At 54.0% G+C, this 13,372-nt stretch carries 14 protein-coding genes; 13 read left to right on the forward strand and 1 reads right to left on the reverse strand.

Features of this window, described 5'->3' with window-relative positions:
• Positions 1-196 precede the first annotated feature (196 nt).
• From ACIGCM_RS18760 to hisC, 10 genes are all read left to right on the forward strand, one after another.
• The gene (locus ACIGCM_RS18760) at positions 197-1,006 is read left to right on the forward strand and encodes an ATP-binding cassette domain-containing protein (RefSeq protein WP_397503565.1); all 810 of its coding nucleotides are present in this window, start codon (positions 197-199) and stop codon (positions 1,004-1,006) included.
• The gene (mlaE, locus tag ACIGCM_RS18765) at positions 1,006-1,803 is read left to right on the forward strand and encodes a lipid asymmetry maintenance ABC transporter permease subunit MlaE (protein ID WP_397503566.1); all 798 of its coding nucleotides are present in this window, start codon (positions 1,006-1,008) and stop codon (positions 1,801-1,803) included. Before ACIGCM_RS18760 ends, mlaE begins: the two co-directional genes overlap by 1 nt.
• Entirely contained in the window at positions 1,803-2,273 is a 471-nt protein-coding gene (gene mlaD / locus ACIGCM_RS18770; protein WP_397503567.1) for an outer membrane lipid asymmetry maintenance protein MlaD, read from the forward strand. Before mlaE ends, mlaD begins: the two co-directional genes overlap by 1 nt.
• Positions 2,274-2,286: 13 nt before the next feature.
• Positions 2,287-2,919 (forward strand): phospholipid-binding protein MlaC, encoded by a 633-nt coding sequence (locus ACIGCM_RS18775; RefSeq protein WP_397503568.1) that lies wholly within the window; start codon positions 2,287-2,289, stop codon positions 2,917-2,919.
• The gene (locus ACIGCM_RS18780; protein WP_397503569.1) at positions 2,916-3,248 is read left to right on the forward strand and encodes a lipid asymmetry maintenance protein MlaB; all 333 of its coding nucleotides are present in this window, start codon (positions 2,916-2,918) and stop codon (positions 3,246-3,248) included. The genes ACIGCM_RS18775 and ACIGCM_RS18780 overlap by 4 nt, the downstream gene beginning before the upstream one ends.
• 123 nt (positions 3,249-3,371) lie before the next feature.
• A complete protein-coding gene (locus ACIGCM_RS18785) occupies positions 3,372-3,611 on the forward strand; it encodes a BolA family protein (protein ID WP_339511395.1) in 240 nt (79 codons plus the stop codon).
• Positions 3,612-3,627: 16 nt separating this feature from the next.
• A complete protein-coding gene (murA, locus tag ACIGCM_RS18790) occupies positions 3,628-4,893 on the forward strand; it encodes a UDP-N-acetylglucosamine 1-carboxyvinyltransferase (protein ID WP_339486504.1) in 1,266 nt (421 codons plus the stop codon).
• Positions 4,894-4,976: 83 nt separating this feature from the next.
• Positions 4,977-5,612, forward strand: a complete 636-nt coding sequence (hisG, locus tag ACIGCM_RS18795) for an ATP phosphoribosyltransferase (protein ID WP_397503570.1) — start codon at positions 4,977-4,979, stop codon at positions 5,610-5,612.
• Positions 5,613-5,735: 123 nt separating this feature from the next.
• On the forward strand, positions 5,736-7,046 hold the full coding sequence (hisD, locus tag ACIGCM_RS18800; protein ID WP_397503571.1) for a histidinol dehydrogenase: 1,311 nt from the start codon (positions 5,736-5,738) through the stop codon (positions 7,044-7,046).
• Positions 7,047-7,104: 58 nt separating this feature from the next.
• Complete coding sequence (gene hisC, locus ACIGCM_RS18805; protein ID WP_397503572.1) at positions 7,105-8,163, forward strand: histidinol-phosphate transaminase; 1,059 nt, start codon at positions 7,105-7,107, stop codon at positions 8,161-8,163.
• Between the two features lie 52 nt (positions 8,164-8,215).
• Here the strand turns inward: hisC and algW are convergent, their stop codons facing one another.
• Positions 8,216-9,376: a Do family serine endopeptidase AlgW gene (gene algW, locus ACIGCM_RS18810; protein WP_397503573.1), complete on the reverse strand. Its 1,161-nt coding sequence runs from the start codon at positions 9,374-9,376 to the stop codon at positions 8,216-8,218.
• A 111-nt stretch (positions 9,377-9,487) separates the two neighbouring features.
• Between algW and ACIGCM_RS18815 the strand changes: the two genes are divergently transcribed.
• The 3 genes from ACIGCM_RS18815 to cysN all read left to right on the forward strand — a co-directional run bounded on the left by ACIGCM_RS18815 (position 9,488) and on the right by cysN (position 13,239).
• Positions 9,488-10,246: a Nif3-like dinuclear metal center hexameric protein gene (locus ACIGCM_RS18815; protein ID WP_397503574.1), complete on the forward strand. Its 759-nt coding sequence runs from the start codon at positions 9,488-9,490 to the stop codon at positions 10,244-10,246.
• Between the two features lie 175 nt (positions 10,247-10,421).
• Positions 10,422-11,339, forward strand: a complete 918-nt coding sequence (gene cysD / locus ACIGCM_RS18820) for a sulfate adenylyltransferase subunit CysD (RefSeq protein WP_339486498.1) — start codon at positions 10,422-10,424, stop codon at positions 11,337-11,339.
• 1 nt (position 11,340) lies between these two features.
• The gene (cysN, locus tag ACIGCM_RS18825) at positions 11,341-13,239 is read left to right on the forward strand and encodes a sulfate adenylyltransferase subunit CysN (RefSeq protein WP_397503575.1); all 1,899 of its coding nucleotides are present in this window, start codon (positions 11,341-11,343) and stop codon (positions 13,237-13,239) included.
• Positions 13,240-13,372 lie beyond the last annotated feature (133 nt).

A 13,372-nucleotide genomic window follows, 5' to 3' on the forward strand; every position in this document is an offset into this window, starting at 1 on the left:
CGTGGCCAGCTCATCTTAGAATTGCGCCGCCTTTTCTAAGTTGTTATGCGTCTGTGTGGTTTTCGTCTTCGCTAATATTGGGAGCGCTTCTGGGTCGGTGGTATGATGCTGCGCTAATTCGGCCCTGAGGATTGGCGCGGTGTCTTCATTTTGAAACCGAGCGTCTATCAAGGGAGGCTGTTGGTAAGGAGTTTAGATGGGCGCCGAAAGTCATTATGCGGTTGAGCTTAAAAACGTCAGTTTTAAGCGCGGTGATCGAGATATTTTCAAAAATATCGACGTGTGTATTCCGCGCGGCAAGGTAATTGGCATCATGGGGCCTTCCGGAAGCGGCAAGACGACCCTGTTAAGGCTGATTGCCGCTGAACTAAGGCCTTCTGCTGGGGAAGTGCGGGTCAATGGGGTTGACCTGCCGACACTGTCGCGCAGTGAATTGTTCGACATGCGTAAACAAATGGGTGTGCTGTTTCAAAGCGGTGCCCTGTTTACGGATCTCGATGTATTCGAGAACGTGGCTTTTCCATTGCGTGTGCACACCAAGCTTCCAGAAGAAATGATTCGCGATATTGTGCTGATGAAGTTGCAGGCCGTGGGGCTGCGCGGTGCAATCGAGTTGATGCCCGATGAGCTGTCTGGAGGGATGAAGCGCCGTGTAGCTTTGGCACGAGCCATCGCTCTGGATCCTCAGATTTTGATTTACGACGAGCCTTTTGTTGGCCAAGACCCTATTGCGATGGGGGTTTTGGTGCGTTTGATTCGTCTGCTCAATGATGCCTTGGGTATTACCAGTATTGTGGTTTCCCATGATTTGGCAGAAACCGCGAGTATTGCGGATTACATTTATGTGGTGGGCGATACCCGTGTGCTGGGTCAGGGTACGCCTGATGAATTGATGAAGTCGCAGAGCCCGCGCATACAGCAGTTTATGCGCGGCGCGGCAGATGGACCGGTGCCGTTTCACTTTCCGGCGGAAAGTTACCGCGACGATTTACTGGGGGCGCGCTGATGCGCAAAAGAACGCCAATTGAACGGGTCGCGTTGTTAGGGCGCGCCGGTATTGATGTGGTCGCAACCTTGGGGCGCTCATTAATATTCCTGCTACGTGCGCTGTTAGGGCGTGGCACCTCTGGCAATTCATTCCATTTACTGGTTAAGCAGCTGCATTCTGTCGGGGTCATGTCTCTGGCAATTATTGTGGTATCTGGCCTGTTTATTGGCATGGTCTTGTCGCTGCAAGGTTTCAATATTCTGTCCAGCTATGGCTCGGAGCAGGCCGTTGGGCAAATGGTTGCCCTGACCCTGCTGCGCGAGTTGGGGCCGGTGGTTGCTGCGTTGTTGTTTGCAGGACGTGCTGGTTCAGCCTTGACGGCAGAAATTGGCAATATGAAATCCACCGAACAGCTTTCAAGCCTGGCGATGATCGGGGTAGACCCGCTCAAACATATTGTTGCACCACGATTGTGGGCTGGCTTTATCTCGATGCCATTGCTGGCGATGATTTTCAGCGTGGTCGGTATCTGGGGTGGAGCGATGGTCGCGATTGACTGGCTCGGCGTCTATGAAGGCTCGTTCTGGTCGAACATGCAAAACAGCGTGTCCTTCACCGATGACGTGCTTAATGGTGTGATTAAAAGCATCGTTTTTGGCTTTGTTGTGACCTGGATTGCCGTGTTTCAGGGCTATGACTGTGAACCGACCTCGGAAGGCATCAGTCAGGCTACTACCCGAACAGTGGTCTATGCCTCTCTGGCTGTATTGGGCTTGGACTTTATTCTGACTGCTTTGATGTTTGGAGATTTCTGATGCAAAACCGCACACTGGAAGTTGGTGTCGGCCTGTTCCTGCTGGCCGGATTGCTGGCATTGATGCTACTGGCTCTGCGCGTCAGCGGTCTGACAATGGGTAGCAATGACGATACCTATAAGATTTATGCGCACTTTGACAACATTGCGGGTCTAACCGTACGTTCCAAGGTGACCATGGCTGGCGTCAGTATTGGCAAGGTCGTGGCAATTGATCTGGACCGCGATAGCTATACCGGGCGTGTCACCATGTCTGTCGACAAGAAGGTCGATAATTTACCGGAAGACTCCACGGCCTCAATTTTGACGGCCGGTCTGCTCGGTGAAAAGTATATCGGTATCAGTGTGGGTGGCGAAGAAGAGGTGTTAAAGGATGGCGGCACTATCCATGACACTCAGTCATCGCTGGTACTGGAAGACTTGATAGGTAAGTTTTTACTTAACTCAGTCAATAAAGACGATTCCAAGTAAACGGGAGCGGATAATGATCAAATTACTTCGAAACAGCCTGGTCGTTTTACTGGCGACACTGCCACTGATCGCCATTGCCGCGCCGACCGCTAATGAAGTGGTCCAGCAAACGACAACCACGCTGCTTGATGACCTCAAAGCCAATAAAGAGCAGTATCGCAGCGATCCAAATGCGTTCTATACCGCTCTGGATACTATTCTTGGGCCAGTGGTAGACGTCGATGGGATTTCACGCGGGGTGATGACCGTGCGTTATTCGCGCCAGGCGACCCCGGCGCAAATGGAGCGATTTCAGTCCAATTTCAAGCAAAGCCTGATGCAGTTCTATGGCAATGCTTTGCTTGAGTATGACAATCAGGACATCCGTGTACTGCCGCAGAGTGGAAAGCAGGATCCGGAGCGCGCCACTGTGAACATGGAAATCAAGGACGGTAAGGGCACTATTTATCCTTTGGCCTATACCATGGTCAATAAAGGCGATGCATGGATGATGCGTAATATGATCATCAATGGTATCAACGTAGGTAAGTTGTTCCGCGACCAGTTTTCACAGTCCATGCAAAGCAATGGCAATGATTTGGACAAGGTGATCGACACCTGGCCTGAAACTGTGGCTAAAGCACGCCAGGCCAAGGGTGAGTCGTGAGTCAGGCAAGTATTGATCAGTTATCCCCAGGTGTATTTCAGCTCTCTGGGGTGATTGATTACAATTCTGGACCGCAATTGCGTAAAGATGGTGGCAAGCTGCTCAAAGACTGTAATGCCAGCACCTGCGTGATTGATTGCGCGGCAGTCGAGAAGTCCAGCAGCGTCGGGCTGTCGCTATTGCTGGCCTTTGTTCGTGACGCTCAAAGCGCAGGCAAAAGCATCGTTGTGCGCAATCTGCCTAAAGATATGCAGGAAATCGCCAAGGTTTCCGAGCTTCTGGATATTTTGCCTATTGAGCAAAGTTCTGCAGCGCCGCTGGCACAGTAGCGGCGGCGTTGATTCGCCGGCGAGCACTTGAGAGTTCGCAGGTTCCTCGCTTTTTTTGTATGATGCGCAGCCCGAGAGCTTAGGCTCCGCTGTCGCTAATGAATACGCTGATTGAGGTTGATCATGCAGGCCCTAGAAGTAAAAAGTCTCCTGGAGGCTAAACTGCCGAATACACAAGTCGAAGTTGAAGGCGAAGGCTGCAACTTCCAGCTGAACGTGATCGGTGATGAGGTGGCTGCTTTGAGCCCCGTTAAGCGTCAGCAGCAGGTCTACGCACACCTGAATCCGTGGATTGCCGATGGCAGTATTCATGCTGTGACTATGAAATTCTTCAGCCGTGCCGCATGGGCCGCGCGTTCCTAAGGGCAGCGAGACAGTAATGGATAAATTAATTATTACCGGCGGCGTTCGTCTAGATGGCGAAATCCGCATTTCGGGTGCAAAAAACTCTGCACTGCCGATTCTGGCTGCGACCCTGCTGGGCGATGCCCCGGTCACCATCTGTAATTTGCCGCACCTGCACGACATCACCACCATGATTGAGCTGTTCGGTCGTATGGGCATTGAGCCGATTATTGACGAGAAGCTCTCAGTCGAAGTTGATGCGCGTGCAATTAAAACCCTGGTTGCGCCTTACGAGTTGGTGAAAACCATGCGCGCCTCGATTTTGGTGCTGGGCCCCATGGTTGCGCGTTTTGGTGAGGCTGAAGTTGCCCTGCCAGGTGGTTGCGCCATTGGTTCACGTCCGGTTGACCTGCACATCCGCGGCCTTGAGGCCATGGGCGCAATAATCGATGTCGAAGGGGGGTACATCAAAGCCAAGGCGCCAGAAGGCGGTTTGCGTGGCGCTCGTTTCTTCTTCGATACCGTCAGCGTGACGGGCACTGAAAACATCATGATGGCTGCCACCTTAGCCAAGGGCCGCAGCGTTCTGGAAAATGCTGCGCGTGAGCCTGAAGTGGTTGATTTGGCCAATTGCCTGATCGCCATGGGTGCCAAAATCCAAGGCGCCGGTACGGACACCATCACCATTGATGGCGTTGAGCGTCTTGGCGGTGCGCGCTTCAATGTAATGCCTGATCGTATTGAAACCGGTACTTACTTGGTTGCTGCTGCCGCTACGGGTGGCCGTGTCAAGCTCAAGGACACCGATGCTTCGACCTTGGAGGCAGTGATTTCCAAGCTTGAAGAAGCTGGCGCTGAAATTACCAGCGGTCCGGATTGGATCGAGTTAGACATGAAAGGCAAGCGTCCAAAGGCTGTGACCTTGCGTACCGCGCCATACCCTGCGTTTCCAACCGATATGCAGGCTCAGTTTATCGCCCTCAATGCGATTGCTGAAGGCAGTGGTGCTGTGATCGAAACCGTCTTCGAGAACCGCTTTATGCACGTCCATGAAATGATTCGTATGGGCGCGCAGATTTTGGTTGAAGGCAACACGGCTGTGGTTACTGGCACAGACAAGCTCAAGGGCGCGCCGGTAATGGCCACCGACCTGCGTGCTTCGGCAAGCCTGGTAATCGCTGCCTTGGTTGCTGAAGGCGATACCTTGATCGACCGCATCTACCACATCGACCGTGGCTACGAATGCATCGAAGAGAAACTGCAGCTCTTGGGTGCGAAGATTCGCCGTATCCCAGGCTAGTTTCAATGCGCGAGAAACGCTAACCCAAGCAGCTTTGCTGCGTTGGGTTAGCGATGTTTAGCTTTTAAGGATCTACAACCATCATGCTCACCATCGCGCTGTCGAAAGGCCGCATTCTTGATGACACCCTGCCGTTGCTTGCTGCAGCGGGCATTGTGCCAACCGAGAACCCTGAAAAAAGCCGCAAGCTGATCATCCCGACAACTCAGGATGATGTGCGCTTGTTGATTGTTCGTGCGACCGATGTGCCAACCTATGTTGAGCATGGCGCTGCGGACTTGGGCGTTGCCGGTAAAGACGTGCTGATGGAATACGGTGGTCAGGGCTTGTATGAGCCGCTGGACTTGCGCATTGCCAAGTGCAAACTGATGACCGCTGGTGCGGTGGGTGCTGCTGAGCCGAAAGGCCGTCTGCGCGTGGCGACCAAGTTCGTCAACGTTGCCAAGCAGTATTACGCAGAGCAAGGTCGCCAGGTTGATGTGATCAAGCTCTATGGCTCTATGGAGCTGGCACCCTTAGTGGGTTTGGCCGACAAGATTATCGATGTTGTCGACACCGGTAATACCCTGCGTGCCAACGGCCTGGAAGCTCAGGAGCTGATCGCAACTATTAGCTCGCGTTTAGTCGTTAACAAGGCTTCGATGAAAATGCAGCACGCGCGCATCCAGGCGCTCATCGACACTTTGCGTGAAGCGGTCGAGTCCCGACACCCGAATTAATACTCCTACGCAGCCCAGTGCTGCGTCCGCCTATCCGTGTCATAGCCAGAATTATCAGGTGCCCGCGCGGAGCGGCTGGTATTCTACGGGCGCTTGAGCATTTGCTAATTCAAGAGGCCCGTTATGACTGCTCCCATCTCTGTTCGCCGACTCAATGCTGCTGACCAAGGTTTTGCCCATGACCTTGATCATTTGCTGAGCTGGGAGAGTGTGTCTGACGATGGCGTTAACCAGCGGGTGCTGGAGATCATCGCCGCTGTACGCAGTCGTGGTGATGCAGCGCTGGTTGAATACACCCAGCGTTTTGATGGTCTTGAAGTTGCCAGCATGGCTGATTTGATTCTGCCCCGCGAACGTCTTGAGCTTGCCTTGACCCGCATTACCCCGGCTCAGCGCGAAGCGCTGGAGGTCGCAGCCCAGCGCGTGCGCAATTATCACGAGAAGCAAAAACAAGACTCATGGCGTTACACCGAGGCTGATGGCACTGTGCTTGGTCAACAGGTAACACCACTGGACCGAGCCGGTTTGTATGTGCCGGGAGGTAAGGCGACTTACCCCTCGTCAGTGCTGATGAATGCAATTCCGGCCAAGGTTGCCGGTGTGGCTGAAGTGGTGATGGTGGTGCCAACGCCGCGCGGTGAAATCAATGAGATCGTGCTGGCTGCTGCTGCCATTGCCGGGGTCGACCGGGTTTTCACCATCGGCGGTGCCCAGGCTGTGGCGGCGCTGGCCTACGGTACTGAAAGCGTGCCGCCAGTTGATAAGATTGTCGGTCCTGGCAACATCTATGTGGCCACCGCGAAGCGTCATGTGTTTGGCAAGGTAGGCATCGACATGATTGCCGGTCCTTCTGAAATTCTAGTGGTGTGTGACGGTCAGACCGATCCTGACTGGATCGCCATGGACCTGTTCTCGCAGGCCGAGCACGATGAAGATGCGCAATCTATTCTGGTCAGTCCAGATGTTCAATTTCTTGATGCTGTCGCTGCATCCATCGCTAAGTTGCTGCCAACCATGGAGCGCGCGGACATTATCCGCACTTCACTGGAAGCACGTGGCGCGCTGATTCATGTGGCCGATATGGAGCAAGCCATTGAGGTGGCCAATCGTATTGCCCCAGAGCACTTGGAGCTGTCGGTGGCCGAGCCTGAGCAGTGGTTGCCGCAGATTCGTCACGCAGGTGCAATCTTTATGGGTCGCTACACTGCCGAGGCTTTGGGTGATTACTGTGCTGGCCCTAACCACGTGCTACCGACTTCCGGCACTGCGCGCTTTTCATCGCCACTGGGGGTGTATGACTTCCAGAAACGCTCATCAATCATCTATTGCTCTGCCGATGGAGCCTCTGAATTGGGTAAAACTGCTTCGGTCCTGGCCCGCGGTGAGTCGTTGACGGCTCATGCGCGTAGTGCTGAATACCGGATCAAAAACTGATTCAGACAATCTCGGGCGCAGCTTGAAGCAGGCGCCATGCTTTTAGGAGAGCAGGGCAGTGAGTAAATTTTGGAGCCCCTTCGTCAAACAATTGGTGCCCTATGTTCCGGGCGAGCAACCTAAGCTGGCCAAGCTGGTAAAGCTCAATACCAATGAAAACCCCTACGGGCCCTCGCCCCTGGCCATTGCAGCCATGCAGGCAGAGGTGAATGACCAGCTGCGCCTTTATCCCGACCCGAACAGTGATCGGCTAAAGCAAGCCATTGCAACGTTCTATGGCATACAAACGGACCAAGTGTTTGTCGGCAATGGTTCGGATGAAGTCCTCGCTCACGCCTTTCATGGGTTGTTTCAGCACAACAAACCACTGCTGTTTCCGGACATAAGCTACAGTTTTTACCCGGTCTATTGTGGTTTATACGGGATTGAGCCGGGGGTTGTTGATCTCGATGAGCAGTTCCAAATCCGGGTCGAAGACTATGCGCGCCCAAATGGCGGCATCATTTTCCCCAATCCGAATGCCCCGACTGGTTGCCTGCTGCCGCTTGAGGCTATTGAACGTCTGTTGACTCTCAATACCGAAAGCGTTGTGGTGGTGGATGAGGCCTACATCGACTTCGGGGGTGAGTCGGCGATTAGTCTGGTGGATAAGTACCCGAACTTGTTGGTAACCCAAACCCTATCTAAGTCACGTTCATTGGCCGGGCTGCGAGTAGGCTTTGCTGTGGGGCATGTTGATCTGATCGAGGCGCTGGAGCGGATCAAGAATAGCTTCAACTCTTATCCTTTGGATCGTATTGCGATTGCTGGTGCTGCAGCTGCATTTGACGATAAAAGCTACTTTGAACAGAGCTGTAAGGCCGTCATCAATAGCCGTAATGAGGTGATTGAAGGGCTGCAGCAGCTGGGCTTTGAGGTGCTGCCTTCGGCGGCGAACTTCGTCTTTGCGCGCCACCCTGAGCGTGATGCGGCTGAGTTGGCTGCGCAGTTACGTGAGCAAGGCGTGATAGTGCGTCACTTCAAGCAGGCGCGGATCGCTCAGTTCTTGCGCATCAGTATTGGTACGGCTGAGCAAAATCAGTCACTGCTAGACGCCTTGCAAGGCATTTGTTGGTAAGGCCTGCGGCCGCTATCTCAGGCAGTGAGATAGCGGCGTATCCGTCGTTTGCCTACTGGTTATCCTCGGTTTTGGTTGATGCGGGTGGGCGCACACCAACCTCTGCGGTGAGGTCCATTGGCTTGCCGTTGCGCAGGATTTCAATGCGAATCTTGTCGCCCGGCTTGGTTCGTGCCACCTGATTCATTGAGCGGCGACCATCGCCTGCCGGCTCGCCATCAATATTCATAATCAAATCACCCGGCTGCAGGCCTGCGCGTTGAGCTGGGCCGTCTCGGTAAATACCAGCAACCACAATGCCGGGGCGACCTTCAAGGCCGAATGACTCGGCCAGCTCAGGTGTCAGGGGCTGTACTTCGATGCCCAGCCAGCCACGGATGACTTGGCCATGCTCGATAATGGCCTGCATGACTTCAAGAGCCAGCTTCACCGGGATGGCGAAACCAATGCCTTGTGACCCGCCTGATTTAGAGAAAATTGCGGTGTTGATCCCGACCAGATTGCCGTCAGCATCCACCAGCGCGCCGCCCGAGTTGCCTGGGTTGATGGCTGCGTCAGTCTGAATGAAGTCTTCGTATGTATTAAGGCCGAGCTGATTGCGGCCCGTGGCGCTGATGATGCCCATGGTCACGGTTTGGCCGACCCCAAATGGGTTGCCGATGGCCAGGGTTACGTCGCCGATCTTGATATTATCCGAGCGGCCAAGGGTGATCGCCGGCATGTTATCAAGGTCAATCTTAAGCACCGCCAAATCAGTTTCTGGGTCGCTGCCGATGACGTGGGCCAATGTCTCACGACCATCTTTAAGTGCCACCACGATTTGGTCGGCACCTGCAGTCACGTGGTTGTTGGTCAGCAGATAGCCTTCCGAACTCATGATGACCGCTGAACCGAGACTCGACTCCATGCGCCGTTGCCTTGGCAAATTATCGCCAAAGAACTTTTTGAACTGTGGGTCTTCAAACAGCGGTAGTGCAGGCTTATTCACATATTTGGTGGTGTACAAGTTGGCTACAGCAGGTGACGCCACATTAACTGCGTTGGCATATGACGCGGGGCCGGCAGTCGGGCTACGTCTGTGATTAGGCGTCTGGCGGACTTCTACATCGTGGTCAGGCAGGCCAACCCATTCCGGATACTGTTGGATAAACAGCAAGGCGACGAGTACACCAACAAGTAAGGGCCAGCCAAAATAACGCACTGCTTTGAGCATCAAAGAAGTCCTGAGAGTTGCGAGGGGCACCTGAGCCCCTTAAGGTGAGCCATTATAAGGGCCCTAGCGCGAATATTGCATTGGCTTGCATTAATCTATTAAGGAAACAACATGGCAATTGCCCTGAGCACGCTGGTTGCTGAGACCCAGCGATATTTGAATGCCGGCAGTATCAGTGACTACTGTCCGAACGGCTTGCAGGTTGAAGGCCGGCCCAATGTGCAGCGATTAGTCACAGGTGTGACGGCCAGTCAGGCGCTGATTGATGCAGCAATTGAGGCCCAGGCTGATGTGATTCTGGTACACCATGGGTTTTTCTGGAAAGGCGAAGACCCCTGCGTCACGGGCATGAAACAGCGTCGGCTGAAGGCGCTGCTGGGGAGCGATATTAGCCTGCTCGCCTACCACTTACCCCTCGATGTGCATCCCGAAGTGGGTAATAACGTTCAGCTCGCCGCGCAGCTAGGCATTACCGTCGAGGGGCCGCTGAATCCAGATAACTCACGCACCGTTGGTTTGGTCGGTTCTTTGGATGAACCACAGAGCGCTGGAGATTTTGCCCGCCGGGTGCGCGAGGTACTGGGTCGCGAACCGCTTCTAGTCGAGGGGCCTGAAATGATCCGCCGTGTTGGCTGGTGTACAGGGGGTGGGCAGGGGTATATCGACGAAGCCATCGCGGCGGGTGTTGATTTGTACCTCACAGGCGAAGCCTCTGAGCAGACCTTTCACAGTGCCCAAGAGAATGGCATCAGTTTTATTGCCGCAGGCCACCATGCGACTGAGCGCTATGGTGTGCAGGCATTGGGCGAGTATCTGGCAAAGCGGTTTGCTATTGAGCATCTGTTCATTGACTGCGCCAATCCAATTTGATTCTTGTTCAAGCACATTGTGTGCAGCTTTCGTAGGTGTGTGGGACTGAAAATACTGAGCATAAAGTTAGATCTTTTTGATCTAGCTGGCGTCCTGATTAGAAGCTAGTGCTGTGCTAGAGTGCGCCCATGTCCACGGCCCGCTGGCCCCATTACAAAGCAAATCGTGAGTAGCTATGCTCGACAAAATGACCCACCTGAAAGAGCTCGAGGCGGAGAGTATCCACATCATTCGTGAAGTGGCCGCTGAATTCGACAACCCGGTAATGCTGTATTCCATTGGTAAAGACTCCGCTGTGATGCTGCACTTGGCACGCAAGGCGTTCTTCCCTGGCAAGCTTCCGTTCCCGGTTATGCACGTCGACACCCGCTGGAAGTTCCAGGAGATGTATAGCTTCCGCGATAAAATGAAGGCCGAGATGGGCTTGGATCTGATCGTTCACGTCAACCAAGAAGGCGTGGCGCAGGGTATCAATCCACTGACCCACGGCAGTGCTAAACACACCGATATCATGAAGACCGAGGGCCTCAAGCAGGCACTCGATAAGCATGGTTTTGATGCGGCCTTTGGTGGCGCGCGTCGCGATGAAGAGAAATCCCGTGCCAAAGAGCGCGTCTACTCGTTCCGTGACAGCAAGCACCGCTGGGATCCAAAGAATCAGCGTCCTGAGTTGTGGAATGTCTACAACGGCAAGGTCAAGAAGGGCGAGTCGATTCGCGTCTTCCCGCTGTCTAACTGGACCGAGTTGGACATCTGGCAGTACATCTATCTGGAGCAAATCCCGATTGTGCCGTTGTATTTTGCGGCTGAGCGCGAAGTGATCGAGAAAAATGGCACGCTAATCATGATTGATGATGAGCGCATTCTTGAGCACATGTCAGACGAAGAAAAATCCCGTATTCAAAAGAAGATGGTGCGTTTCCGTACCTTGGGTGATTACCCGCTGACCGGCGCGGTTGAGTCGCAGGCAACTACCCTGGCTGACATCATCCAGGAAATGCTGCTGACGCGGACCTCTGAGCGCCAGGGTCGTGTTATTGACCACGATGGTGCGGGTTCGATGGAAGAGAAAAAACGTCAGGGGTACTTTTAAGATGTCGCACCAATCTGAATTGATCAGCGAAGATATTCTCGCTTACCTGGCGCAGCACGAACGTAAAGAGCTGTTGCGGTTCCTGACCTGTGGCAACGTCGATGACGGCAAAAGCACCCTGATTGGGCGCCTGCTGCACGACTCGAAGATGATCTACGAGGATCACCTTGAAGCCATTACGCGTGACTCGAAAAAAAGCGGCACCACCGGCGAAGAGGTCGATCTGGCCTTGCTGGTTGATGGTTTGCAGGCCGAGCGCGAGCAAGGCATTACCATTGACGTGGCGTATCGTTATTTCTCCACGTCCAAGCGCAAGTTCATCATCGCTGATACTCCGGGCCACGAGCAGTACACCCGCAATATGGCCACAGGAGCGTCGACCTGTGACCTGGCGATCATCCTGATTGATGCACGTTACGGCGTACAGACTCAGACCAAGCGTCACAGCTTTATTACGTCGCTGCTGGGCATCAAGCACATCGTTGTTGCCATCAACAAGATGGACTTGAAGGACTTCGATCAAGGCGTATTCGAACAGATCAAAGCTGATTACCTGAAGTTCGCCGAAGGTATAGCGCTGAAGCCGACGTCACTGCACTTTGTGCCGATGTCGGCGCTCAAGGGCGATAACGTGGTCAGCAAGAGTGAGCGCTCGCCCTGGTATGACGGTCAGTCGCTGATGGAGATTCTTGAAACCGTTGAAATTTCGGGTGACCGTAACTTCAATGATCTGCGTTTCCCGGTGCAATATGTAAACCGTCCGAATCTTAACTTCCGCGGCTTTGCCGGTACATTGGCCAGCGGCATCGTGCACAAGGGCGATGAAGTGATGGTCTTGCCGTCGGGCAAAGGCAGTCGCGTTAAGTCGATCGTGACTTATGAAGGTGAACTCGAGCAGGCCGGTCCTGGCCAGGCAATCACGCTGACCCTTGAAGACGAGATCGATGTATCCCGCGGTGACATGTTGGTTCACGCCGACAGCAAGCCACAAGTAACTGACAACTTTGATGCCATGCTGGTGTGGATGGCAGATGAGCCGATGCTGCCGGGTAAAAAATACGACATCAAACGCGCTACCAGCTATGTGCCGGGTTCGATCGCCAGCATTGCCCACCAAGTCGATGTTAATACCCTAGAAGAGAACCCAGCGAGCAGCCTGCAGCTCAATGAAATCGGCAAGGTGCGGATTGCGCTGGATACCGCCATTGCGCTGGATGGTTATGCTCACAACCGCACCACCGGTGCGTTTATTGTGATCGACCGTTTAACCAACGGTACTGTTGGTGCGGGCATGATCATCGCCGATGCGGTGGGTTCGCAAGGCTCAGGTCAGCACGGTAAGCAGTCCCATGTTTCGGTTGAGGAGCGCGCTACGCGCCTTGGGCAACAGCCCGCCACGGTGCTGTTCAGCGGTCTGTCGGGCGCGGGTAAAAGCACCTTGGCTTATGCCGTGGAACGTAAGCTGTTCGACATGGGGCGTGGCGTCTATGTGCTGGATGGCCAGAATCTGCGCCATGATCTCAATAAAGGCTTGCCGCAGGATCGTTCAGGCCGCACTGAAAACTGGCGTCGCGCGGCCCATGTTGCACGTCAGTTCAATGAGGCTGGTTTGCTGACCTTGGCTGCCTTTGTCGCCCCGGATGCAGAAGGGCGTGAGCAGGCGAGAACCCTGATTGGCGCTGATCGCCTGATCACGGTTTATGTGCAGGCTTCACCGCAGGTTTGCCGTGAGCGTGATCCGCAAGGTTTGTACGCGGCCAATGGCGATAACATCCCGGGCGAATCTTTCCCATATGATGTTCCGCTTGACGCTGATGTAGTCATCGACACCCAGAGCGTGTCGGTCGATGAAGGCGTTAAATTGGTACTGGCTGCACTGCGTGAGCGTGGCGCAATCTAACTGAAGTACTTGAGGCATAAAAAAACCGCTAGCGCGGTTTAATGAGATGGTCACCCCGACACCTTGCGAGGGCTACGCTTTCGCAGGGTGTTTTATTTTCGGAGACCATCACCATGAGCGATTTAGCATTGGT

Origin of the sequence: Pseudomonas sp. NPDC078700 (assembly GCF_044542375.1) — a bacterium.
GTDB lineage: Bacteria > Pseudomonadota > Gammaproteobacteria > Pseudomonadales > Pseudomonadaceae > Aquipseudomonas.